The following is a 24,335-nucleotide window of genomic DNA, read 5'->3' as shown; positions in this document are numbered from 1 at the left end:
TACTATTTTACCATAAAAGCGCAGGCTCTTCATGAAAATCATCAGAAAAGTTTGCCTGACTTTAAAAATCAGGTAAAGTCCCTAAAAATTAACGCACATACAAAAATCCGATGAACTTCACCGGACTCTTTTATTTTGAATTTTTGCCTGCTTTACGCTTTTCAGCAATTTCAGCTGCCTTTCGAGGCAAGACAATCTCCGTTGTGTAAGCTGTCCCAAAACGCCAGATACCAGCAATAGGGGCAAAGACCACTGCTAGGTGGCTATAGAAGAAATCACCTTTGAAGGCATAAGCTAATCCCCCAATGATGAAAAATAGAACGACTGCTTGAATCACTGCTAATAAAATTACTCGTTTCATGTGACCTCCTGACTCTATTATAGCATGAGTATCATCAAAAAGCCGACTAAATTATTCAAAGCGTGGAGAGAAATACTGTAGACCAGACCTTTTCTGCTAATATAGGCCAATCCCAAACTAAAACCAAGGCTAAAATAGACAAAAAATTGTTGCACATCACCTGGGAAATGAATCAAGGTAAACAGAACACTGGATACCAGAAGAAAAATCAGAGTTTGTTTACTATTGTCCTGCTTAGGAAAGAGATAGCGTGCCAGCATCCCTCTAAAGATAAGTTCTTCCGTCAAAGGAGCAAAAATAACGACCGCAAAGAATGAGAAAAGTGGTTGAGACAAGGTCAAGTCTATCGCTATTTGCTGATTTACTGAAGGATCATTTGGCAAGAAAAACTGGACAACCAGAGATAAGAACCAAACCAAGGCAGGAAGCCAAATAAATCGGTTGAAGCCACTCTTCTCAATACGAACAGGACCTTTCTGATACCATTTGTAAATGCCGTACACATAAACTCCAGCCAAGGCCACATAGAGCAAGGTCACAGCATAGGGTGAAGCGCCTAAGGCAAGCGACGTAGTCGCGAGCACCTGAATGAAGCCATAGATGAATAAAAAGGATAGAATGGCTAGAAGAAACCAGCCAAGGTTTTTAAGTAGTTTCATAAAGTTCTCCTATCTTGCTTTATAGCTATTTTTCAATACAAAGAGGTTCGCTATTCCTAACACAAGTACCCAGGCAAGTAACATACCGATGTTAGAAAAAGATATTTCCCCACCTTTTTTATTTAAAAGATTTACAATAGGACCAACGAACGAGTAATCCAACACTTTTTGAACCGTATCATTTTGAGAAGCAATCATAGGTAAAAAAGAGACAATTAATATAGGGAAGATACTATAAACTTGCGCTTTAGATTGAGTATCTGACACCGCACCAATTAGAAGGTTGAGAAAAATAATACTAATAGTTGCTAGGAGCAAATAGATAACGTAGGCAACTAAATAACCTGATAGATCTACTTTAAGATAGATGGGAAGCACAATCATAGCAAGTAACATTATCAGAATAGGGAGAACGAGCATACTGAAAGTATATTCTGTTGCTGTCACACCACTTAGGAGGAGTGATTTAAGATTTCGTTTTTCCTTATCTTCTGCCATCATAATCGATACCATATAACCACTTCCCATGCTCAAGACCATCGTCAAGCTAGCAGATAGAAAAAATAGGCTCAATTGTCCATTCTTATTTAAAAATTCATTATATAAAACAGTCAGTCCAAAAGGAAACAATAGAGTCGCCAACAAAGATGAATTGCTAATAAGGACTTGTAATCTTAACCATAGTAGGGCATTTAATTTTCTAAACATCTAACTTTTCTCCTGTCAATCTGATAAAGATATCTTCTAAAGTCGGCTCACAAGAGTGAACCACCATCAAATCTGTCGTGTCTAAATGTGGCAATTCTTCAAATGGAACTATCTGTTCTCGTCCATCATTATAAACCACACGTACTTTCTTATCCACATGGTACTTCTGGATAATATCTTGCGGACTTCCATACTCTATTAAGTTTCCCTTATTCAAAAGAGATAAGCGATCACAAAGCAGAGTTGCTTCATGCATATCATGCGTGGTCAAAAAGATAGTTGTCCCCGCATGCTTTAATTCTTGTAGTAGGGTATGAATCATCTTAGATGTTGTAGGGTCTAAGCCACTGGTTGGCTCATCTAGAAAGAGAATCTTAGGAGCATTCAGAAGGGCACGAGCCAAGAACATTCGTTGTTTCATTCCTGTAGATAGTTTTTCTGCGATAATATCTTTAGCATCTGCCAATCCAACCTGTTGGAGCACCTGATTTACTCTGTCTGACTTGAGACCATATAACTTAGCATAGATGAGAAGATTTTTGTAAAGACTCATCTTTTCATAAAAACCACTGCCATCACTAACTATACCGATTTGTTCCAAATCATTTGAAGTTAAATCTTGAGAGTTCTTGCCTAACAAAACTGTGTTACCTTGATCTGCAGCCAACTGACCTGTTAAGACATTGATCATGGTTGTTTTACCTGAACCAGAAGGCCCAAGAAAACCAAAGATCTCACCTTCCTTAATCTCAAAAGAAATCTGGTGAAGAGCTTTTTTGCTCCCAAAACTTTTGCTTACATTTTCAACACGAATCATAGAAACTCCTTTATTTGAAATAGCGTTTTACCATAGGTAACTGCATCACATTGATATAAACATGGATTGCTCCTACAAGCAAGAAGGCTAGTAGCTGAATCTCTCCTGTCAAGACAGAAATGATAAAAAGAAAAATATATAAGCCTGGTAAGACATACTGATTTAATTGGAATAAAATCCGAAAACTCTGTTCCAAATTAGCCTGACGCTCGCCTTCATCGTAAGAATTGATATAGTCCAATACATCCTTTGGTGTAGCGAAAAGTTCCAAATCAAACTGACGAACAATCGCAATTGTTTTAGAAAGATATTTTTGACTCTGCAAGAACAGCACTAATTCCAAAAAGGAAAGGGAAAATGTTATACGACTTACATCGAGTACAATTACTTCACTACCTGAGATGACAAGAGCCAATAAAATCGCTACACTTGTAATGTTAGAAGTAATGTTTCCAAACTCAAGATCACGATACATTTGCACATAATAGGTTTCATTCAGATCATCATCCATTTCCTCTTGATACAAGGAGTGAAATTTTCTGCTTTTCTTTAAGAAATTGAACGTCAAAACAATGCCAACGAAACCTAATAGTAAACAAATGGCTGATAGCCATGGTATCAAGACTTTTACATCTAAAATAATTCCATGGGATTCGGCACCAGCCTTCAACATATCTACAAACATATACAAGAAAGCTCCTAAGACAACAGGAATTAAAAATAACAAGACACGTTTATTTTTCTTTTTCATATTCATTCTCCTTTTTCACTTGCTAGATTTTTGGATTTCTTTTCAATCCAGTCAACGACTGGGATAAGAGCAAAGTAGGCCCAAATAAATTGGTCACTTTGATAGGGATTAAACCAGCCTAAGTCCATCCCAATCAATAGAAATACGCTGACTAATAAAGCTATGGCAACTACATAATAAACCACTTTATACTTGTTCATCATTTTTCTCCTTTTTCTTCAACCGATTGAAAATGGACACGAGGGCTAAATTAAGCCAAAACAAATACTTACTTTCAACAAAATAGAACCACCCCAGTAATGTTCCAATCATAGCGAAAGCATTCACAATGAGGGCAAGAACACTCATGTAATAAATCACTTTAAACTTATTCATCACTCGTCCTCCTCCAAACGAAATACCGATTCGACTGTTTCGTTGAAAATTTGAGATATTTTCAGGGCAATGATAATGGATGGGGTGTACTCATCCCGTTCTAGTAGACTAATGGTCTGTCTGGAAACCCCTGCTAGCTTAGCTAGGTCGGTTTGATTGAGGCCATCGCGAGCCCGCAGCTCTTTTAGACGATTTTTTAGTTGCATGTTACACACCTACTCTCCGTCAAATTCAACGGTTTGGATATCCTCAATGCGTTGTAGTTTGAATTTTTCTTTTCCCTTTTTATCAACACGACGTAGCTTGACCCATTCCTCATCTACATCTACAACTTCCCAGTTGTCTGTTCCAAAAACTTGTCCAACGATTGTCGGTGTTTTCCCAATCAATTCTTTTAAAATTCTTGACATTTCTTTATTTCCTTTCTGTTTTTGCTCAATTCTTTTGATTTTATTCTCTAGTTTCTTGACCTTTTGGGAATGGTAGATATAATACATAATCACAAGAGGTACAAATCCTAATGCCCACATAATCGTTCCTTTCTCCTTTTCTCTTAACTTGCTTATATTGTAACACATCTTTTTCTTTTTGACAAGCATATTTGTCAAAAAGTTTATTATTTTTGTCATTTTGCAAAAGAAAAAGGTCAGGATTGGGTTCCTGACCAGTCTTTCTGTTATTAAAATCCTAGTTTTTCAAAGATTTCTGAGAAGTTTTGGCTGATTGTCTCAAGTGACACTTGCAATTCTTCTCGGGTTTGGTTGTTCTTGACCGTTACTTGTCCGCTTTCGACTTCGCTCTCTCCTAGGGTGATGAGGGTCTTAGCCGCAAAGACATCGGCTGACTTGAATTGAGCTTTGAGCTTACGGTTGAGGTAATCACGCTCTGCTTTGAAGCCTTGTTGGCGAAGAGCTTGTACCAACTCCAAGGCCTTGACATTTGCTCCATCACCCAAGACTGCGATATAGACATCTAGGGCGTTTTCGATAGGGAGAGCCACACCTTGCTTTTCAAGAATGAGAAGCAGGCGCTCTACACCAAGTCCAAAACCAAAGCCAGCAGTTTCAGGGCCACCAAAGTAAGCAACCAAACCATCGTAACGACCACCTGCACAGACTGTCAAGTCATTGCCCTCAATCTCTGTGATAAACTCGAAAATGGTGTGGTTGTAATAGTCCAGACCACGCACCATATTGGTATCGATGATATAGTCTACTCCAAGATTTTCCAACATCTGACGGACAGCATCAAAATGAGCTTGACTTTCTTCATCAAGGAAATCCAAGATAGACGGCGCATTCTCTACTGCTACCTTGTCTTCTTTTTCTTTAGAGTCCAAGACACGGAGAGGATTTTCCTCCAAACGACGTTGGCTATCCTTAGACAAGGTCTCCTTGAGCGGTGTCAAATAGTCAATTAAGGCTTGACGGTAGGCCGCACGGCTCTCAGGATTTCCAAGAGTGTTGAGGTGCAATTTGACACCTTGGATGCCGATTTCTTTCAAGAAATGGGCTGCCATCGCGATTGTTTCCACATCGGTAGCTGGATTGCTAGAGCCAAAACACTCAACACCAATCTGGTGGAACTGGCGCAAACGCCCTGCCTGTGGACGCTCATAGCGGAACATAGGGCCCATGTAGTAGAACTTACTTGGCTTTTGCACTTCTGGGGCGAAAAGTTTATTTTCCACATAGGAACGGACAACGGGCGCTGTTCCTTCTGGACGGAGGGTAATATGACGGTCACCCTTGTCATAAAAGTCGTACATTTCCTTGGTTACGATATCCGTTGTATCTCCGACAGAGCGACTGATAACCTCGTAATGCTCAAAAATAGGCGTGCGCACTTCTGCATAGTTATAGCGCTTGAAAATTTCACGGGCAAAGCCCTCAACGTACTGCCACTTGGCAGATTCAGCAGGTAAAATATCCTGCGTTCCTTTTGGTTTTTGTAATTTCATAGGGAATCCTCTTTAAACTTAATAGTCTTATTTTACCATAAATAGAGGGATTAAAACAGTGAGAATAAAATTAGGATTTAGATATCATTTTTGAGATTAATAACTGTCAAAAGAATAGCTAGCAAGGAAAGACCAACAAATAGCATCCAAGTCAACTGTATATTCCATACGGCTACAAGTGAAAAACAGGCTGTTCCCACAGGTATGGATAAGGTAAACAAGAGACCTAAAAAATTACTGGTACGAGCTAGAACCTCTGGAGCTAGATTTTTCATGAGCATGGCACTAATCTTTGGTTGAACTTTACCAGACACATATAGAGTTGAAAAGAGAAATAGCAAACCAAGTACGACTTGATTGAATACGTTAGCCAGACCAATTAGAGTGAGCCCTACGGTAGCCCACATCATCAATCTAGGCAGGGACTGCTTCCCAAAATAATCATTGCCCGTAAGGCTACTGATGATGACTGCTACTAAAGCACCGACTTGACTGATAAATAACGCCTCTGTGTAAGAAAAATTCAAGGGAGAATGGCTCAAAAAGAAGATATTGTAGATGCCTCCTAAGGAACCACCCAAGGCATTGATAAGCAAGACAGCAAAGATCATGAATCCAAAGTTTTTCTGTCCACCTTTAAGAAAAACAAGGCGTAAATTTCGGTAAATTGTTAGGAACTGGTCTTTGATAGAAAGCTTCTCATTTTTTAGGTTTTCACCATCAGCAGCTGACATTGACAGGCTTAATTTACTTCTTCCTAGAAAGAGAACAAAGGCTGATACGAGGAAAAAACAGGCATTGATTCCCGCAACGAGGGAAAAATTGTTGACCGATAAACCTAAGAGCCATACTCCAAAAGCTTGACCACCAATAGCTGAAATATAGGTGATGAACTGGGAAAAAGAATAAGCCTCCATCAAATCCTCTTCAGCTACTTTTTCCTTAATAAGAGGCATGCGCAAGCCACCTGCAAAATCACTGATGACATCACTAATGACATTGATTAAACACAAGCTAGAAAAGGCAAATAGACTAGCTTGCTGGACAACTAGGGCTGCCAGAAAAAATAAAACCGCCTGAAACAAACCGCTATAGACCATCCATTTGACCTTGGCTCTCGTGTAATCTGCCCGAATCCCTACAAAAACTGTAAAGAGAGTCGGAAGAAGCATGACAATATTCGCCATAGCAACAGCAAAGGAGGCTTGTGGTAAGGTCGATGCATAGACGATAAATACCAGGTTAAAAATCGAAGCACCAAAAGCATTGAAGAAGCGTGACAAAGTCAAGAGTCGATAAGCTTGATTTCTAAACAATAGTTTCATTGGTAATCTCCCTTCTTGTTAGAAGTTTTATGTGAAGTATGACTATAGTATAGCACTTAGAAATTCTAGAGAAAAAACTTTTGAATATATGCAACAAATGAAATGAGCAAAAAGAAACGATAGAATTTCTTTGATGACCTGAGAGAACTCAACAATTCTATCACTTAAAATTTCAAATAATTTTCTTAGTTTGCAGATATTCAACAATCGGTCGTTTTTCTATAGTATTCGGCAGATTTATTACAGCCAAGCATCTCAAAAATACGGACAGCATCCTCCATCTTTTTCTGACCTTCCTTGACTCTACCCTGCTTGCTATCAAGAAGACCTTCCGCCCACAAATAGACAATTCGGAAATAGGTTTCATTTTCATTGTAGAAATGCTCTTCGATGACACGTTTAAAATAAGAGGCATTGGTAAATTCTTCACACTCAATGCTAGCTAAAAAGCCATTCAATAGTATAGTGTGAAACAGGTTTCGATTGCCAGACACTTCCATTAGAAAATCAGATTTACGTACCATTTCTCTAACATACCTAGTGAAAAGAGAAACAGATAAAAATGGTGAACTGACTGAAAATAAATTGAGTTCATAGATTCCCCAAATCTCGGTAGAAAACAAGTACTCATGAAGGACTTTCCCTTCCTCTGCTGTTAACTCTACCCTTTCATCCATGCTCTTCATGTAAGACTTGATAAGAATGGCATTTAGGATATGTTTCTGTTTGTTGTGAGAATGGGCATGCTTTTGATACTCCCTGCGATACAAGTCCTCAAGCGGAGCTATGTTCTTTGGATCCAAGACATCTTTGATTTCTTTTCTCAACTCAGAATCTGTATCATACTGAAAACCTCTCGCTAGAAAGAGGATTTCCTCCACACTAGCAGATATATTTTCTAGGGCAAATAAAAACTTTTCCACCGAAAGCTCACTCTGACCTGTTTCAAAGCGAGATAACATAGACGGCGAAAATTGTCCCCCAGTTGCTTGTCTCAGCGAGATATTTCTTGACTCTCGTAATTGTCTAAAGACTTTTCCAATCTTCTCCATAGGCTTCCCCTTGATTCAGCATTTTCTTTATATTATCATATTTTTTCGGAAAATTCATCAAAAACTTGCCAAATTGTCAGAATTATGAGAAAATAGAGGATATTTATCACGTGGAGGGACTGTAATGAGAGAGGATATCAAAATCAATGACCGTGCTTTGGCCTTACAAGACCAAATTATCGAAAAACTAGAGAAGGTTTTTGATACAGATGTGGAATTGGATGTTTACAATCTAGGGCTGATTTATGAAATTAATCTAGACGAAACAGGCCTCTGTAAGATTGTCATGACCTTCACCGATACTGCCTGCGATTGCGCCGAAAGCCTGCCTATCGAAATCGTTGCAGGTCTCAAACAAATCGAGGGTATCCAAGATGTCAAGGTTGAAGTTACCTGGTCGCCTGCCTGGAAGATTACACGAATCAGTCGCTATGGCCGTATTGCCCTTGGACTGCCACCTCGTTAAGCAGGCAAATCACTTTTGAAGATGAAAAGAAGCAAGCCGAGATTGGCTTGCTTTTTAAGTTTATTTTTTACCTGACTTGTCCATATTCCAGAAGTCTGTCACGGCTCCGCGTGAAGCAGATGATACGATATGGGCATATTTACCAAGGACACCACGGCTATAAAGTGGTGGCAAGGTAGTTTCTGCCTTACGTTTTTCAAGTTCTTCTTCGGATACGGCCATGGAAATTTCTTTGGTATCTTGGTCAACCGTAACGATATCGCCTGTACGAAGGTAGGCAATTGGTCCACCATCCTGAGCTTCAGGAGCGATATGTCCAACAACCAGACCATAAGTACCACCAGAGAAACGTCCGTCTGTCAAGAGGGCAACCTTGTCTCCTTGACCTTTACCAACAATCATTGATGAAAGTGAGAGCATCTCAGGCATACCAGGACCACCCTTAGGTCCAACAAACCGAACAACGACAACATCGCCATCAACGATTTCATCTGTCAGAACGGCCTGAATCGCATCTTCTTCTGAGTCAAAGACCTTAGCTGGTCCAACGTGACGACGAACTTTAACACCTGATACCTTGGCAACTGCACCGTCAGGAGCAAGGTTCCCGTTCAAGATGATAAGCGGACCGTCCGCACGTTTTGGATTTTCAAGTGGCATGATGACTTTTTGACCTGGTGTGAGGTCTGCAAAGTCAGCCAAGTTCTCAGCTACAGTCTTACCAGTACATGTGATGCGGTCTCCATGAAGGAATCCATTTGCCAAGAGGTATCTCATAACCGCAGGCACACCACCGACTTCGTAAAGGTCTTGGAAGACATACTGACCAGATGGTTTCAAGTCAGCCAAGTGAGGCACACGTTCTTGAATTGTATTGAAGTCCTCAAGTGACAAGTCAACATTTGCGGCATGGGCAATGGCAAGCAAGTGAAGAGTGGCATTTGTAGAACCACCGAGAGCCATAGTTACAGTGATAGCATCTTCAAAGGCTTCACGAGTCAAGATATCTGATGGTTTGAGACCAAGTTCCAACATCTTAACAACAGCACGTCCTGCTGCTTCGATATCTTCTTTCTTATCAGCTGATTCAGCTGGGTGAGAGGATGAACCTGGCAAACTCATACCCAAAACTTCGATAGCGGTCGCCATGGTATTAGCAGTATACATACCACCACAGCCACCAGGGCCAGGGCAGGCATTACATTCAAGACGTTTTACGTCCTCAGCTGTCATGTCACCGTGGTTCCATTTTCCGATACCTTCAAACACAGAAACCAGGTCAATGTCTTTTCCATCAAGATTTCCCGGTGCAATGGTTCCACCATAGGCGAAAATTGCTGGAATATCCATATTAGCAATGGCAATCATAGATCCAGGCATGTTCTTGTCACAGCCACCGATAGCGACGAAGGCATCGACGTTATGACCACCCATAGCCGCCTCGATTGAGTCCGCAATGATATCACGAGATGTCAAAGAGAAACGCATACCAGGCGTTCCCATGGCAATCCCGTCCGCTACAGTGATAGTCCCAAACTGCACAGGCCAAGCGCCTGCAGATTTGACACCTTCTTTAGCTAATTTCCCAAAATCATGCAAGTGGATGTTACATGGTGTGTTTTCCGCCCAAGTCGAAATCACTCCCACAATCGGTGTTTCAAAGTCCTTATCTGTCATACCGGTCGCACGAAGCATGGCACGGTTTGGTGATTTAACCATGCTATCATAAATGCTACTGCGATGACGTTTATCTAATTCAGTCATTTGTTCCCTCCCATTTCAGTTTTTACTATTATAGCACATTTTAAAAGCAATGAACAGAAGAAAATTCTTGAATTTTCAGAAAATTCTATACGCATATAAACATTTTAAATTAAAAACAACAAAGCGGATCAGGGCACTTTCTGATTACCAGAATATGCTTTTAATCCGCTTACTTTAAATAACGTAATGTAATTTTTACAGAAGTTCTTTCAGATAAGTGTATTTAACATCTATCTTGCATTATAAAACGCTAAAACTTTCTCTTTTATATTCGATTCACTCAAACCATACTCATTAAGAAGATAATCCATTTTCCCTACTTGACCGAATCTTTCTTGAACACCCATCCGATGAATTTTTGTTATTCCATCATCAGAGAATAATTCACATAAAGCACTGCCAATTCCACCTATCTGATTGTGGTTTTCTACAGTAAATATAGTTTTTCCACTTAACATTGTTTTTATCTGTTCTGGTATCGGTTTGATTCTAAATAAATCTATCACACCTACTGAATAACCTAATTTAGACAGTTCATCCGCAACTCGAATACTTGGAGCAACCATTATGCCAGAAGCAACTATTACAACATCTTCACCGTGTCTTAACTCAATGTAGCCTTTAGAAAAATCTTCTCCACCTTGATATACAGCCTCTGGAGCTTTTCTAATTGTTCGAATATATTTTAATCCTTTTAATTCTAATGTCTGGTTCAAGATTTCACGAAATTGGATATCATCAGTTGCTTCAAAAATGATCGATTTAGGAATTAAACGTAACAATCCAATTTCTTCAAATGGCATATGTGTTCCACCATTCATCTCTGCCGTTACTCCTGCATCTGATCCAATCACAGTGGCATCCAATTGTGCGTATCCAAGAGAAATAAATAATTGATCAAATACTCTTCGTGAAGCAAAAGGGCCAAATGTATGAAGATAAGGTCTAAACCCCTGAATTGATAAACCTGCTGCAAGCCCGACCATTTCTGCTTCCATGATTCCAACATTCACATAACGGTCTCCAAAGTCCTTTTCAAGATTATTAGTAGCCATCGAACTTGACAAATCTGCTTCTAAAACTACTATATCAGAATAACTTTGGTTAGCCTCTAAAAGGAAGTCTCTATATACATGCCGTAATTCCTTCGTACTTCTCATCATTCTGTTTCCTCCAATTCCTGACTTAATCTTTCTACAACTGAAGTTAACATTTGTTTCTCCTCTACAGTAGGGCGAAGATGATGATTGGATTTCATTTCTTCCAGCTCTTGAACCCCTTGACCTTTAATAGTATCTAATACAATGCACTTAGGTGATGAATTATTTGACTGTTTTAATTGGACAATCCCTTCATAAATTTCTCTAATATCTGAACCCTTGACCCTAATGGATTCAAATCCAAATGCTGAAAATTTTTCTACGAAATCACCTGGATTACAAATATCCTTTGTAAAACCATCTAATTGTTTTTTGTTATCATCAACAAATACAATTAAGTTGGATAACTGTTGATGAGAAGCAAACTGTATAGCCTCCCAACATTGTCCCTCATTTAACTCACCATCTCCAACAATGGCATATGTATAAAAGGGACTTTTTCTTATTCTCTGACCATATGCAAGTCCGGTTGCAACACTAATTCCCTGTCCTAAAGAGCCAGTTGTCATATCTATGCCCGGCGTTAGATTTCTATCAGGATGAGACGGTAATTTGGTTCCATTTGTATTTAAAGAATGTAAGAATTCTTTGTCAAAGAAACCATTCAAATAGAGTGTGCTGTACAAAGCAGGTCCAGCATGTCCCTTGGATAAAACAAAATAATCTCTATCTCGTGATGCAAATATTTCTGGAGTCATCGGCATTATTTCACCATAAAGCACTGCTAAAACTTCTACTATAGACAGACTCCCTCCATAATGGCCGAATCCAAGATGATTTAATGTTCTAAGAGTATTTAATCGGATTTTTGTTGCAAATTTTCTTAACTCATCTTCTCTGTTTTCACTTAAAATCATCCCTTATTCCTCCTTTGCAGATGGCTTTTTAATAAAGGATACTCCAAACATAACTGCTAGAATAAGAACAAGACCAATAACAATGCCTGCTTGTGAGCCAAATTGATTCAACATTCCTAAAATAATTCCTGATAGACCAAAATCTGCATCTGAGAAAGTTGATCCTTGGAAACCAAGTCCTCCCAAAACTGGCATTAAAAAGACTGGAAGAAAACTAATTAAAATACCTTGTAAAAATGCTCCAATAGTGGCTCCACGAACACCACCAGATGCATTCCCAATAACACCTGCAGTCGCTCCACAGAAGAAATGAGGCACAACACCTGGTAAAATAACAACCGTTCCTGAAGCAATCATAATTGCCATACTCACTAAACCACCAACAAAACTAGAGATAAATCCAATTAGAACTGCATTGGGTGCATAAGTATAAACAATCGGACAATCCAAAGCAGGTTTTGAATTAGGTACAAGACGCTCTGAAATACCTTTAAAGGCTGGAACAATTTCACCCAAAATAAGGCGAACACCTGCTAAAATAACAAATACCCCTGCTGCAAATTGACCTGCTAATTGTAAAGCATAAACTAGACCACTTGTACCATTACTGATTTCTTTTTCTATATATTCTGACCCTGCAAAGATAGCTACAATAATGTAAATAACTGCCATAGATAAAGTAATGCTAACAGTACTATCACGTAAAAAAGCTAAACTCTTTGGAAATTTAATGTCCTCTGTTGATTTTGATTTGTCACCGATAAGGCTACCAGTAAAACCACTCAACCAATATCCCAAAGAACTGAAATGACCTAAAGCCACCTTGTCATTTCCAGTTAATTGAACCATATATTTTTGCACAAATGCTGGGGAAATACTCATAATAATACCGAGCGCTAATCCTCCTAGTAAGATAAGAGGCAAACTTGTAAAGCCAGCAACTGATAAAATGACCGCAATCATACACGCCATATATAGAGTGTGGTGCCCTGTTAAAAAGATATATTTGAATCGAGTAAAACGAGCAATTAAGATATTGAATACCATACCTGCAAACATAATCATTGCAGTAGCTGAGCCATATGTTGTTAAAGCTACAGCTACAATTGCTTCATTATTCGGTACAACTCCAGATAAATGAAAAGCATGTTCAAACATGGTACCAAATGGATTCAAAGAATTTTGTACAATTCCTGCACCACCAGATACAACTAAGAAACCAACAAAAGTCTTAATTCCACCTTTAATAATATCAGGTAATTTCTTCTTCTGAAGAACTAATCCTAAGATTGCAATTAAAGCTACTAAAATAGCTGGTGTACTAACAATATCCAATATGAACTTCATCATGACGCTAGCCTCCTAAATAAGTCCTTTTTCTTCACAAAGTTTAGTAATTAATTCTCGTAGTTCATCCATATCAATAATACTATTTAAGATACGAACATCTCCAAGATGACTAGCTGAATCAGCTAAATCACGACCAACAATCCAAATATCAGCTGCATTTGGATCTGCTCCACCTAAATCATAGTGTTCAACTTCTACATCTGAAACATTCAAATCACTCAATACAGATTCAATATTCATCTGTACCATAAAACTTGAACCTAATCCTGAACCACAAGCTGTACCAATTTTTAACATTATCTAATCCTCCTGTTTAATTATCATTTCAATATCATCATAGTTTTTTGATGATATTAAAGTTTGAACATGATTTTTATCTCTTAAAATTGTTGTTAAATGTGACAAAGCCTTTAAATGACTCTCATTATCAATGGCTGCAATACAAATCAACAATCTTACCTCTTGTTCTGGATTATCCAATAAATAAATCGGTTCTTCCAAAACTAACATTGACATTCCTATTTCATTCACACCTTCATCTGGCCGAGCGTGAGGAATTGCTACTCCCTTCCCTAAATTAATAAAAGGCCCAAACTCTTCTACTTTTTGAATCATTGCCTCAGGGTAGTTCTCAGTTATCTTATGTTGATCCAAAAGCGGTTTAGCTGCTAAACGAATTGCCTCCTTCCATCCTAATTTTTCCGAACTAACCTGATAAGTTTCTTTTGTAATTAATTCTTCTAACAATGGTAACACTTCCTTTCTGTTCATTTCTTGATAGAGATACCTCTTTAATGCTAATTTTAACTCTAATTCTTGTGTGATTACACTATATCGTCTTACTATGCTAATTATCTGATTAAGCTCAATATCTCGATAACCTGTATCTGGGAAATCTTTTGATACCAATTCAACTAACTGTGTTGTTTGTTCTTCCGTCATCATAACAGAAACTAGATAATTTGGCTTCTCTGTATCCACCTTTATAGTAGAAAAAACCATATCATAGTCACTACTAGTTTTCGCGTATAAATCATCAATCTTTGAGGTTCCTATAAACTCAATTTGAGGGAATAATGCTAATAGATTCTCTTTTATCATCAATGAAGAACTAATTCCATTAGGACAGATAATTGCTGCTTTATAACATTTTTGAGGCAAATTGTCTGCTTTCTTTAAATATCCTCCAAAATGGATAACAAAATATGCTGTTTCACTATCAGGTATGGGCTTGTCAATAGCGTCCATCAAGGGAGTCAAAGAATCTTTTACTAGTTCAAATAAATCAGGATACTGTTCTTTAACATGCAACACATATTCATTTGAACTAGGTAAGCCGAACTTTAATCTATAGTAAGCCGGTATAAGGTGGCGGCGAAGATTTTCTCTCAATACTTCTCTTTGTTTAAAATGTAACAAAGAAATATCTTCCATTCTACTTATAATAGCCTCTGTTAATTGATTAAAGTAAACCGGAGCAACATCTACTTCACCTTCAAAGCAACTTGATAATAAAACTGTGATATAGCGATAATCATCCTCTGAAAATACCGTATCTATAATTCCCAAATCAACTACTGTATCCAATAAAATAGTCGTTATATCTTCAATAATAGGAGATACTAATGTCTCTGAAAGACATACTCTTTCAACATCCCTTTGATACCTACATATAATGAATACTAAACCGAAAAGGCAAACTTTTAATTGATTAACAATAGGTACTATCTGTAGCTTTTCATAATAATCTTTAACTACCTGATCAATCAAATCATAAGTTAATGAATACCCCCAACTGGATAAAACATAATCCAACCCCCAAATCCCTATGGAGGATTCCAGCAACTCACTAACCATTTGAAAAGCTAAACGGTGCTTATTCCACTCTGAACCGTGTAAAGTATAACCTTTTGCTCTACTGTACCCTAGCTCCAAATCATTATCTAACATAATCTTTCTTAATGATTGAATATCAGATAAGGTTGTATTCTTACTTACTTTCAAAAAGTCTTGGTAATGATTATTCGATATAAAATCTAATCGGCAAAAAGTGTAAAGATAGATTAATGCTAAGCGAGTCGACTTTGGTAAAACCAATTCATCCGACTTAATAATATCTGTCAAAGACTGCTTCGTACGATTTGATAAACTATAGCGACCTTGTTTTTTATCCAGCACTATCCCTTTATTAGCTAGATAAGGCACTAAATAATCTATTCCTTCTTTGACTTCCTTTATAGGTAAGCTCACCTTAACAGATAATTCATATAATGATAGCTCACAATGATCCATCAAAGTCATCAAAATAACTAGTGCTCTATAATCAAACATTTCTCTTCCTTTCTAACTACAATTATAGTGTAAAAGTTATAAGAATAAAAGAGTATTTCAGCACAATATAATCTCACTTCCTACAAGTAATTATTGGGCTGAAACTTTTTAGTGATTATTTGTCAACTTTCTATTAATTTTTAAAAACAAAATGATATCATTTAGATATCAAATAACAGAGATCATTCTTATGACTGAAAAACTAATCAATTCAAAACCAAATGGTGTATTAGCATTGATTCTCATTGAGTTGACAATCGTACTTGGTATCTTTATATTTATAATGGGTGTTGGTTCGGAAAACATTTTTGGAATTATTATCGGACCTTTACTAATCGTAATTGCAGCACTAACTCATGCTGGTTTAAAAGTTGTCAAACCTCAGGAGGCTATGGTTCTGACACTCTTTGGTAACTATACAGGTACCATCAAAGAACCTGACTTTTACTTTGTCAATCCCTTCAGCGTAGCAGTCACCCCTGCAAACCACACTCGACTTGGACAAAGTGGTGACGTTAGCACGAAATCTCCTTTTTTAGGAGCTAAATCATCAAATGACAATGATGTAAATATTGAAATTGGCAATAAGCACATTTCCCTCAAAGTCATGACCTTGAGCAATTCTCGCCAAAAAATCAATGATTGTCTAGGAAACCCTGTAGAAATCGGTATCGCGGTAACTTGGAGAGTTGTCGATACCGCTATGGCAGTTTTCAACGTTGATAACTACAAAGAATATCTTTCATTGCAATGTGATAGCGCCCTCCGAAATATTGTCCGCATCTATCCTTACGATGTGTCTCCTAACGTGGATACTACGGGTGACGGCCAAGCAGATGAAGGTAGTCTCCGTGGCTCTAGCGAAATTGTGGCTAATCGTATTCGTGAAGAAATCCAAAGTCGTGTTGAGGATGCTGGCTTGGAAATCCTTGAAGCACGTATTACTTACCTAGCTTACGCTCCAGAAATTGCTGCTGTCATGCTTCAACGCCAACAAGCATCTGCCATTATTGATGCCCGTAAGATGATTGTGGATGGTGCTGTAGGAATGGTTGAAATGGCACTAGAACGACTCAATGAAGGGGAATTGGTAGAGCTTGACGAAGAACGAAAAGCTGCCATGGTTTCAAATCTCCTAGTCGTCCTCTGTGGCAATCATGATGCACAACCAATTGTCAACACAGGAAGTCTTTACTAAAGATGGTTGAAGCTAAAAAAAAGCAGATCCCCCTTCGACTCTCAACAAAGTTATACGCTGCACTCGCATCATGGGCAGAAGACGACTTTCGTTCAGTCAATGGGCAAATCGAATATCTCCTCACAGAATGTGTCAAACAACGGAAGAAAGACGGAAAATACGTATCAGAAACCATTGACGAACCATTTGAGATTGATATTTAACACCTTCTCCTGTCTGCTAGGTCTTACAGGAGAATTTTTTCATCTTTTTTTGTCAAGTAACTTTACTTTACAAAAAAAATGTGTTATCCTAGTATGGTTGATGAAAATCAGTAGATTGAATCGAATATAAATACCTAAAGGAGAAATCAAAATGGCAGTACCTGCACGTCGCACTTCAAAAGCGAAGAAAAACAAACGTCGTACACACTACAAAGTAACAGCTCCATCTGTAAACTTTGACGAAACTACTGGAGATTACTCACGTTCTCACCGTGTATCACTTAAAGGATACTACAAAGGACGTAAAATCGCTAAAGCTGCATCAGCTGAATAATAGAAGGGAGATACCATGCGCGTAAATATTACACTTGAACACAAAGAATCTGGTGAACGCTTGTACCTTACTTCTAAAAACAAACGTAACACTCCAGACCGTCTTCAATTGAAGAAATACTCACCAAAACTTCGCAAACACGTTGTGTTTACAGAAGTTAAGTAAGCATTCAATACGAATCAATACAGAAGAAAAACGCATTCATGCGTTTTTTCTTTTTGTTAATTTCAGTACATTGCAATCAAAATCATTCGAATGACTACATTTTTCACTACCTCTTTTTGAAATAAGAATAATGATTCGGACGATTAAAAGCAAGAGAAACTTCATTATGAGGTTTCTCTTTTTTTATATTTTCATTCCTAAAAATTTTTGAAATAGAGTAATCTTTTCTAAAATTTTTGGAATCCAAAACACAGTTCAATAATATGCACTATTTTTTCTTGAACAAACGGATGTAGTCCTGTTTACTATGAATAATATCTGATACAAAGACAGCTTTTCTGTCCTCTAAAATATGATAGAAGGCTAGGTAATCGCCTAAAATGATGCATCGAGTTTTGTGGGGTGGGTATATAATAACTCCTACTCTTTCATCAGCATCAAATCCTGCTTCTGGAAAAACTTCAAGCCGCTTCAAACCATAAAGAATATTCTTAACTGTGTTTGCTCCTGCCTGTTCTGAAAAGTAGTTAGCTGAGATATAATCTTTAATACCTCTTAGCTGTTCTTGTACCGTTTCGGAGATAATAAGGCTATATACGTTCTCGTTAGATTCCAAGGTTAGCCCTCACTTCATCAAGGCTGTAAGTTCTTCCATGTTCTAAATCGTCAAAGCTACGGGCAATTTCAGCACGCAACCCTGATAGAAGTTCTTCTCTTTCTTTATCTACTTGAGTTTCAAATGGCAAAGCTTTATTTTCTACAATGTGTTCTAAAAACAAGTTAAAACTAGCTGTCATATCAAGATTTTGCGCTGTGATAATAGCTTTAGCCTTCTCTAACAAGTCTCTGTTAGTCTTAAAGTTTACCTGTGTATTTTTTTCTAAAACATTCATAGTAGTACCTCCTTTTAGACTATTATATCACTTTAAACTATACAGGTCTAGTCGCATATAGATACTTATAGCTGTATGCTTAAAAGCTATTGTAAAAACAAAAAAAGCACTAAGGGAAAGCGCCCCAAAGTGCTTAATATCAAGGCTCTAAAGCCTATTTTATTTAATAAAATATTACAACATCTTGTTGTAGAATTCAACGACAAGTGCTTCGTTGATTTCTGGATTGATTTCATCGCGTTCTGGCAAGCGAGTCAATGAACCTTCCAATTTTTCAGCATCGAATGATACGAATGCTGGACGTCCAAGAGTAGCTTCTACTGCTTCAAGGATAGCTGGAACTTTCAATGATTTTTCACGAACTGAGATCACTTGACCTGGAGTTACGCGGTATGATGGGATATCAACGCGTTTTCCGTCAACAAGGATGTGACCGTGGTTTACGAATTGACGAGCTTGACGACGAGTAGTCGCAAGACCAAGACGGTAAACAACGTTATCCAAACGACGTTCCAAAAGAAGCATGAAGTTGAAACCTAGGATTCCGCCTTTGATTTTTGTAGCTTGTACGAACAAGTTACGGAATTGTTTTTCACCTACACCGTAAGTGAAACGAAGTTTTTGTTTTTCAGCCAATTGCAAACCGTATTCTGACAATTTTGAACGGTTGTTTGGTCCGTGTTGTCCTGGTACATAGTTACGACGTGCCAATTCTTTACCTGTACCTGTAAGTGAAAGGCCAAGGCGACGAGCTTGTTTCCAAGATGGTCCTGTATAACGTGACATCTGAATGTCCTCCTGATATAAATAATATTTCGGTGGAAATAGTCACTTAGAAAGCCCTGATTCGTGCAGATGCCCTTCGCCTAAACAGCCAAGGTTACTTATCATAAGACACCTGTTGACGAGCTTCATGCTTTCCTGCTGATATTTCACACAAAATCCATTCTACCATGAATGACTAGATTTGTAAAGGGGTTTTAGGTTTTATTTTCATTGCCAGAGAGATTGAGAACAAGGGTAAAGGTGCTTCCTAGACCGTACTGACTAGTAACTGTGATTTCCCCACCCAATTGATGGGCCAATTCACGCGCAATCGCAAGACCCAAGCCATGACCACCTGTTTTCATGTTACGAGAAGTTTCTACACGATAAAGGCGTTTGAAAATATTCTCCAAATCCTCTGGGGCAATCCCCTGTCCCTCATCGGTCACACTGATTGAAAGCTGGTTATTTTCCAGCTTAGCCACCACTTCCAGCTTGGTTCCTGGAGCAGAATATTTAAAAGCGTTATTGACCAGATTCACCAAGATACGAGAAAGTTTGGCATAATCTCCTTCAATCCGGGCAGACTCTGGGATTACCTGCAAATGGACATCTCGCTCCTCCTGCTCAATCAAGAACTGAAATTCACTCATGCACTCAATCAAAAGCTGATCCAGAAAAATGCTGTCTTTGCTGGTCGTTTCGACCTGATTTCTAGCTGTGTTTAGGGTCAAAAAATTCAACTCCTCAACCAGTTTATTGAGTCTTTCAGTCTGGCGTCCAATGGTTGCTAGATAATGGGCTTGTTCTCCTTCCTTGATAACCCCATCCAAAATCCCTTCTACCGTCGCTTGGATTGAAGTGATGGGGGTCTTGATATCATGCGATAGCTGGGCAATCATCAAGCCCTTTTCTCGTTCGCTTTCTTCCAAGGAATCAAAGGTGGCCTGCAAATCATGGGACATTTCATTGAAAGCTTGGCCTAATTGCTGAAATTCTACAGGGCCTTGAACCTCCAGATTTGATGGAAAGTCCTTGTCCGCTACCCGCTTGGCATGTTCCTTGAGTTTGCCCAATGAAGTAAAGACAGGCGATAGGAGAAAGAGACTAATCCCAGCACCGATAAAACTAGCCACGAGAGTCATCCCCACTAGGAAATAAATCTCTCTTTCTTCAATTAGCATGCGCTGGATGGCCCAAAAAACCACGATAATCGTTAGGAGTGTTGAAATGACATACCCCACTAAAATATAACTTTTTAATTTCATTAACTACCTCGTGCTTTCTCAATTTTGTAGCCCAAGCCCCAGACAGTTTTGATGGTAGGCGTTTCTGCACTAGCATGTTTAGCCAACTCCTGTCGAAGAGCATGAATATGAACATTCAAGGTATTGGTGTCATCCACATAGTCTTCCTGCCAGACCTTTTCATAGAGGTCTGTCTTAGAGAAAACCCGCTCTGGATTGCTGGCTAGAATCCATAGAAGTTCGAAGGATTTGACTGTCAAATCAAGCGCCACATCTCCGACTTGGACCTCATGACTACCGTGATTCATCCGTAAATCCCCGAGACTGACGACCTCTGTCTCACCTCCACGATGAAGGCGACGCAAGATATTGTGGACACGCAAAACCAGCTCACGAGGGCTAAAAGGCTTGGCAATAAAGTCATCTGCCCCCAAGCTCAAGCCATAAATCTTGTCCTGCTCACTGGTCTTAGCTGTGATAAAGAGAAAAGGCTGATCTGGAGATTGATACTGAACCTCACTAATCAAATCATAACCATCCATCCGAGGCATCATGATATCTGTAATAATCAAATCAATCGCTTTTCGCTTGAAGATTTCTAAGGCCTCTACTCCATCATGAGCCACCAAAACCTGATACCCTGCCTGAACCAGATAGCGTTGATGAATATCTGTGATTTCTACCTCGTCGTCAACGAGTAAAATTGTCTTTCCCATCTGTCTCTCCTTTGAAAAAAACAGTGCTATACTACAATAGTATAACACTATTTTAATCGCTTTACGAACATTCTAAACGATATCTGGATTTTTCAAATCCTAGATAGAAAGTCTGTAGCTAGACTAGTCATTTTCCTCTTTTTTAGCTTTCAAACCGATTCCACCTAGAAGTCCGGCCAAGGCTAATCCAAAGAATCCAAGAGTAGCCATTGATGTTTGGGCTTCACCAGTATATGGAAGCATGTCTTTTTGGTCTTTCATTTGATTATCCATCATTGGACTTGACACCTTGTTAGTAGATGCCATCTTGCCTTCATCAGACATTTTGCTTGAGGTTGCTGGAGCTTGATCTTGTTTCATGCTTGGTGTTGCCATTGACTGGCTAGCATTCATGGTTTTGTCTTGCTCTTTGTTAGGCATCATCTTATCCTGACTAGCAGCTGGCATTTTAGATTTCATCTCATCCTGATTGGCACTTGGCATTTGAGCGTTCATCTTAGACGCATCTTGATGACTATTCATCATTGGAGCCGGCATAGCTGAACCATTAGAAGATGGGACGAAACCTGACTGCATCGGAATCATAGACTGATGTCCATTCAAGTTCACTGTCAAATCCTTAGTCGCTACAAGGTTGCTCAAATCAGCCTTACCATCTTTTACACCGTAAACTTTGATGGTAGCTTTATAGCTTTGAGTGCCGTTTTGTTTCAAGAGGTCAAGAAGCTCTTTATCAGATTTGCCTTGAGTACCTGCCAAGTCCACTTCATAGAAGTAGAGGCCTTTGCCCAATTTTTCTACTGGTGGAAGGGCAGGATTTTTAGCTGAGCCGTTGTCTGACCACGGAGCCTTGTCTGATGCTTTCAAGATAAGGCGGGTTAACATACCATCTCCGGCAAAGAATTCATATGGAATAACTTGGTTGACACCAGCTGTGAATGGGCCTGGGAAATTTGCTTTATCCAAGTAAGTAGCTGGAACATCTACTGTGTCTTTGGTGTTGTCGGCTACACCTTTTTGCACTTCAGCTGGAGTAGTTAAGCCATTCAAATTGACATCCAAATCCTTAGTCGCTACGAGGTTGCTTAAATCGGCCTTACCATCTTTAGCACCGTACACCTTGATAGTTGCTTTATAGCTTTGAGTGCCGTTTTGTTTCAAGAGGTCTAGAAGCTCTTTATCAGATTTACCTTGGGTACCTGCCAAGTCCACTTCATAGAAGTAGAGACCTTTGCCTAATTTTTCTACTGGTGGGAGAGCTGGATTTTTAGCTGAACCGTTGTCTGACCATGGGGCTTTGTCTGATGCTTTCAAGATAAGGCGAGTTAACATACCGTCACCAGCGAAGAATTCATATGGAATAACTTGGTTGACACCAGCTGTGAATGGACCAGGGAAGTTAGCTTTGTCCAAATATGTAGCTGGAACATCTACTGTGTCTTTAGTGTTGTCGGCTACACCTTTTTGGACTTCGGCTGGGGTGGTCAAGCCGTTCAAGTTGACATCCAATTCTTTTGTCGCTACTAGGTTGCTCAAATCAGCCTTGCCGTCTTTCGCACCGTACACCTTGATAGTTGCCTTGTAACTTTGAGTGCCATTTTGTTTCAAGAGGTCAAGAAGGTCTTTATCAGATTTGCCTTGAGTGCCGGCCAAGTCCACTTCATAGAAGTAGAGACCTTTGCCCAATTTTTCTACTGGTGGAAGGGCGGGATTTTTTGCTGAACCGTTGTCTGACCATGGAGCCTTGTCTGAGGCTTTCAAAATCAGACGAGTCAACATACCATCTCCGGCAAAGAATTCGTATGGAATGACTTGATTGACACCGGCTGTGAATGGGCCTGGGAAATTGGCCTTGTCCAAGTAAGTAGCTGGAACATCTACTGTGTCTTTGGTGTTATCGGCCACGCCTTTTTGCACTTCAGCTGGAGTGGTTAAGCCATTCAAGTTGACATCCAAATCCTTTGTCGCTACGAGGTTGCTCAAATCCGCTTTGCCGTCTTTGGCACCGTACACTTTGATAGTTGCTTTATAGCTTTGAGTGCCGTTTTGTTTCAAGAGGTCAAGCAACTCTTTATCTGATTTACCCTGAGTACCTGCCAAGTCTACTTCGTAGAAGTAGAGACCTTTGCCTAATTTCTCTACTGGTGGAAGAGCGGGATTTTTAGCTGAACCATTGTCTGACCATGGAGCCTTGTCGGATGATTTCAAGATAAGGCGAGTCAACATACCGTCACCAGCGAAAAATTCGTATGGGATGACTTGGTTAACACCGGCTGTGAATGGACCTGGGAAGTTAGCTTTGTCCAAGTAAGTGGCTGGGACGTCTACTGTGTCTTTGGTATTGTCAGCCACACCTTTTTGGACTTCGGCTGGAGTTGTTGCTGGCTGAGCTTCATTTGCTTCACGGTCTTGTCCAGCAACTGTAGGCGCAGGATTTGTCGCAGGTTTAACCGCATCCTCTGCTTCTTTCTTAGATTCTGGTTTTGCTTGCACTTCTTCTTTTGGCGCTACCACTTGGTCTTTATCAGCAACATCCACTTTTTCTGGAGAGCTTGTAGCATCCAAGCTTGCTTTAGGTGTTGAGTCTACCTGTTCTGAAGGAAGAGCAGTATCGACTGCTTCTTTGAGAAGTTCTACTGGTAAGTCGCTCTTTTCACTCACCGAAGTAGCATCTGGCACAACTTGAGCAGGGGTCGGATTGAGCCCATCGGCACGTACAGAACTTGGTTGCCCAACTAGGACAAAGAAGCCACTGGCCACAACAACTGAGGCAACACCGACACTAAGACGGCGAATAGACCAACGAGTATATCTTTGATTTGGATTGAATTTCATAGGATTCTCCTTAGAGTTTTTCTTTATTTGATGACTCTAGTAT

The 24,335-nt window shown here is 39.2% G+C and carries 29 protein-coding genes; 5 read left to right on the top strand and 24 right to left on the bottom strand.

All coding sequences use genetic code 11. The features are described 5' to 3' along the window. Nucleotides 1-130: 130 nt before the first annotated feature. The 12 genes from QS39_RS02815 to rgg form a co-directional block, all read right to left on the bottom strand. Nucleotides 131-361, bottom strand: a complete 231-nt coding sequence (locus QS39_RS02815; RefSeq protein ID WP_000832193.1) for a membrane protein — start codon at nt 359-361, stop codon at nt 131-133. A 17-nt stretch (nt 362-378) separates the two neighbouring features. Next, a complete protein-coding gene (locus QS39_RS02810) occupies nt 379-1,020 on the bottom strand; it encodes a CPBP family intramembrane glutamic endopeptidase (RefSeq protein ID WP_000771203.1) in 642 nt (213 codons plus the stop codon). 9 nt (nt 1,021-1,029) lie between these two features. Next, nucleotides 1,030-1,728, bottom strand: a complete 699-nt coding sequence (locus tag QS39_RS02805; protein ID WP_077804576.1) for an ABC transporter permease — start codon at nt 1,726-1,728, stop codon at nt 1,030-1,032. Continuing rightward, a complete protein-coding gene (locus tag QS39_RS02800) occupies nt 1,721-2,545 on the bottom strand; it encodes an ABC transporter ATP-binding protein (RefSeq protein WP_077804575.1) in 825 nt (274 codons plus the stop codon). The genes QS39_RS02805 and QS39_RS02800 overlap by 8 nt, the downstream gene beginning before the upstream one ends. A gap of 10 nt (nt 2,546-2,555) precedes the next feature. After that, on the bottom strand, nt 2,556-3,302 hold the full coding sequence (locus tag QS39_RS02795; RefSeq protein WP_077804574.1) for a DUF3169 family protein: 747 nt from the start codon (nt 3,300-3,302) through the stop codon (nt 2,556-2,558). Beyond that, nucleotides 3,299-3,496 (bottom strand): hypothetical protein, encoded by a 198-nt coding sequence (locus tag QS39_RS02790; protein ID WP_077804573.1) that lies wholly within the window; start codon nt 3,494-3,496, stop codon nt 3,299-3,301. The genes QS39_RS02795 and QS39_RS02790 overlap by 4 nt, the downstream gene beginning before the upstream one ends. Next, a complete protein-coding gene (locus QS39_RS02785) occupies nt 3,483-3,671 on the bottom strand; it encodes a hypothetical protein (protein WP_001031934.1) in 189 nt (62 codons plus the stop codon). The genes QS39_RS02790 and QS39_RS02785 overlap by 14 nt, the downstream gene beginning before the upstream one ends. Further along, nucleotides 3,671-3,877 (bottom strand): helix-turn-helix transcriptional regulator, encoded by a 207-nt coding sequence (locus QS39_RS02780; protein WP_001176227.1) that lies wholly within the window; start codon nt 3,875-3,877, stop codon nt 3,671-3,673. The genes QS39_RS02785 and QS39_RS02780 overlap by 1 nt, the downstream gene beginning before the upstream one ends. 9 nt (nt 3,878-3,886) lie before the next feature. Continuing rightward, nucleotides 3,887-4,300 carry a hypothetical protein gene (locus tag QS39_RS02775; RefSeq protein ID WP_226373101.1) on the bottom strand — a complete coding sequence of 138 codons (414 nt, stop codon included), beginning with the start codon at nt 4,298-4,300 and terminating at the stop codon, nt 3,887-3,889. A gap of 50 nt (nt 4,301-4,350) precedes the next feature. Then, complete coding sequence (gene hisS / locus QS39_RS02770; RefSeq protein WP_077804571.1) at nt 4,351-5,631, bottom strand: histidine--tRNA ligase; 1,281 nt, start codon at nt 5,629-5,631, stop codon at nt 4,351-4,353. A gap of 77 nt (nt 5,632-5,708) precedes the next feature. Beyond that, nucleotides 5,709-6,956, bottom strand: coding sequence for an MFS transporter (locus tag QS39_RS02765; protein WP_077804570.1), 1,248 nt, complete (start codon nt 6,954-6,956; stop codon nt 5,709-5,711). A 200-nt stretch (nt 6,957-7,156) separates the two neighbouring features. Further along, nucleotides 7,157-8,008, bottom strand: a complete 852-nt coding sequence (rgg, locus tag QS39_RS02755; RefSeq protein WP_077804569.1) for a quorum-sensing system transcriptional regulator Rgg — start codon at nt 8,006-8,008, stop codon at nt 7,157-7,159. 124 nt (nt 8,009-8,132) lie between these two features. Here rgg and QS39_RS02750 point away from each other — a divergent pair, with 124 nt between their 5' ends. Further along, nucleotides 8,133-8,474 (top strand): metal-sulfur cluster assembly factor, encoded by a 342-nt coding sequence (locus QS39_RS02750; protein WP_049492665.1) that lies wholly within the window; start codon nt 8,133-8,135, stop codon nt 8,472-8,474. A 60-nt stretch (nt 8,475-8,534) separates the two neighbouring features. Here the strand turns inward: QS39_RS02750 and ilvD are convergent, their stop codons facing one another. The 6 genes from ilvD to QS39_RS02720 form a co-directional block, all read right to left on the bottom strand. Next, nucleotides 8,535-10,238 carry a dihydroxy-acid dehydratase gene (ilvD, locus tag QS39_RS02745; protein ID WP_000137346.1) on the bottom strand — a complete coding sequence of 568 codons (1,704 nt, stop codon included), beginning with the start codon at nt 10,236-10,238 and terminating at the stop codon, nt 8,535-8,537. Between the two features lie 230 nt (nt 10,239-10,468). Then, nucleotides 10,469-11,401: a transketolase family protein gene (locus tag QS39_RS02740; protein WP_023947581.1), complete on the bottom strand. Its 933-nt coding sequence runs from the start codon at nt 11,399-11,401 to the stop codon at nt 10,469-10,471. Further along, nucleotides 11,398-12,255: a transketolase gene (locus QS39_RS02735; protein ID WP_077804568.1), complete on the bottom strand. Its 858-nt coding sequence runs from the start codon at nt 12,253-12,255 to the stop codon at nt 11,398-11,400. Before QS39_RS02735 ends, QS39_RS02740 begins: the two co-directional genes overlap by 4 nt. A gap of 3 nt (nt 12,256-12,258) precedes the next feature. Beyond that, nucleotides 12,259-13,605: a PTS ascorbate transporter subunit IIC gene (locus QS39_RS02730; RefSeq protein WP_000975289.1), complete on the bottom strand. Its 1,347-nt coding sequence runs from the start codon at nt 13,603-13,605 to the stop codon at nt 12,259-12,261. Between the two features lie 12 nt (nt 13,606-13,617). Continuing rightward, complete coding sequence (locus QS39_RS02725) at nt 13,618-13,902, bottom strand: PTS sugar transporter subunit IIB (RefSeq protein ID WP_000912476.1); 285 nt, start codon at nt 13,900-13,902, stop codon at nt 13,618-13,620. Between the two features lie 3 nt (nt 13,903-13,905). After that, nucleotides 13,906-15,936 (bottom strand): BglG family transcription antiterminator, encoded by a 2,031-nt coding sequence (locus QS39_RS02720; RefSeq protein WP_000460908.1) that lies wholly within the window; start codon nt 15,934-15,936, stop codon nt 13,906-13,908. Nucleotides 15,937-16,126: 190 nt separating this feature from the next. On the opposite strand from QS39_RS02720, the gene QS39_RS02715 reads away from it, so the two are divergent. The 4 genes from QS39_RS02715 (at nt 16,127) to rpmG (ending at nt 17,836) form a co-directional block, all read left to right on the top strand. Continuing rightward, entirely contained in the window at nt 16,127-17,134 is a 1,008-nt protein-coding gene (locus QS39_RS02715; RefSeq protein ID WP_000136852.1) for an SPFH domain-containing protein, read from the top strand. 2 nt (nt 17,135-17,136) lie between these two features. After that, nucleotides 17,137-17,337: a type II toxin-antitoxin system antitoxin gene (locus tag QS39_RS02710; protein WP_000228847.1), complete on the top strand. Its 201-nt coding sequence runs from the start codon at nt 17,137-17,139 to the stop codon at nt 17,335-17,337. Between the two features lie 151 nt (nt 17,338-17,488). Continuing rightward, on the top strand, nt 17,489-17,671 hold the full coding sequence (gene rpmF / locus QS39_RS02705; RefSeq protein WP_000290417.1) for a 50S ribosomal protein L32: 183 nt from the start codon (nt 17,489-17,491) through the stop codon (nt 17,669-17,671). A gap of 15 nt (nt 17,672-17,686) precedes the next feature. Then, nucleotides 17,687-17,836 (top strand): 50S ribosomal protein L33, encoded by a 150-nt coding sequence (gene rpmG / locus QS39_RS02700; protein ID WP_001265622.1) that lies wholly within the window; start codon nt 17,687-17,689, stop codon nt 17,834-17,836. 268 nt (nt 17,837-18,104) lie between these two features. Here the strand turns inward: rpmG and QS39_RS02695 are convergent, their stop codons facing one another. The 6 genes from QS39_RS02695 to QS39_RS02670 all read right to left on the bottom strand — a co-directional run bounded on the left by QS39_RS02695 (nt 18,105) and on the right by QS39_RS02670 (nt 24,292). Further along, a complete protein-coding gene (locus tag QS39_RS02695; RefSeq protein WP_077804567.1) occupies nt 18,105-18,452 on the bottom strand; it encodes a type II toxin-antitoxin system RelE/ParE family toxin in 348 nt (115 codons plus the stop codon). Beyond that, on the bottom strand, nt 18,442-18,729 hold the full coding sequence (relB, locus tag QS39_RS02690) for a type II toxin-antitoxin system RelB/ParD family antitoxin (protein ID WP_001101478.1): 288 nt from the start codon (nt 18,727-18,729) through the stop codon (nt 18,442-18,444). The genes QS39_RS02695 and relB overlap by 11 nt, the downstream gene beginning before the upstream one ends. A 174-nt stretch (nt 18,730-18,903) precedes the next feature. Further along, nucleotides 18,904-19,515 (bottom strand): 30S ribosomal protein S4, encoded by a 612-nt coding sequence (rpsD, locus tag QS39_RS02685; protein WP_000092756.1) that lies wholly within the window; start codon nt 19,513-19,515, stop codon nt 18,904-18,906. A 194-nt stretch (nt 19,516-19,709) separates the two neighbouring features. Beyond that, complete coding sequence (locus QS39_RS02680; RefSeq protein ID WP_077804566.1) at nt 19,710-20,762, bottom strand: sensor histidine kinase; 1,053 nt, start codon at nt 20,760-20,762, stop codon at nt 19,710-19,712. Then, nucleotides 20,762-21,457, bottom strand: a complete 696-nt coding sequence (locus tag QS39_RS02675) for a response regulator transcription factor (protein WP_077804565.1) — start codon at nt 21,455-21,457, stop codon at nt 20,762-20,764. The genes QS39_RS02680 and QS39_RS02675 overlap by 1 nt, the downstream gene beginning before the upstream one ends. A gap of 123 nt (nt 21,458-21,580) precedes the next feature. Beyond that, the gene (locus QS39_RS02670; protein ID WP_077804564.1) at nt 21,581-24,292 is read right to left on the bottom strand and encodes an SSURE domain-containing protein; all 2,712 of its coding nucleotides are present in this window, start codon (nt 24,290-24,292) and stop codon (nt 21,581-21,583) included. Nucleotides 24,293-24,335 lie beyond the last annotated feature (43 nt).

The sequence above is a fragment of the Streptococcus mitis genome, from assembly GCF_002005545.1.
In the GTDB taxonomy this organism is placed as follows: Bacteria; Bacillota; Bacilli; order Lactobacillales; family Streptococcaceae; genus Streptococcus; species Streptococcus mitis_I.
The sequence above is the reverse complement of the archived record's forward strand: the minus strand, read 5'-3'. Positions and strand labels throughout refer to the sequence as shown.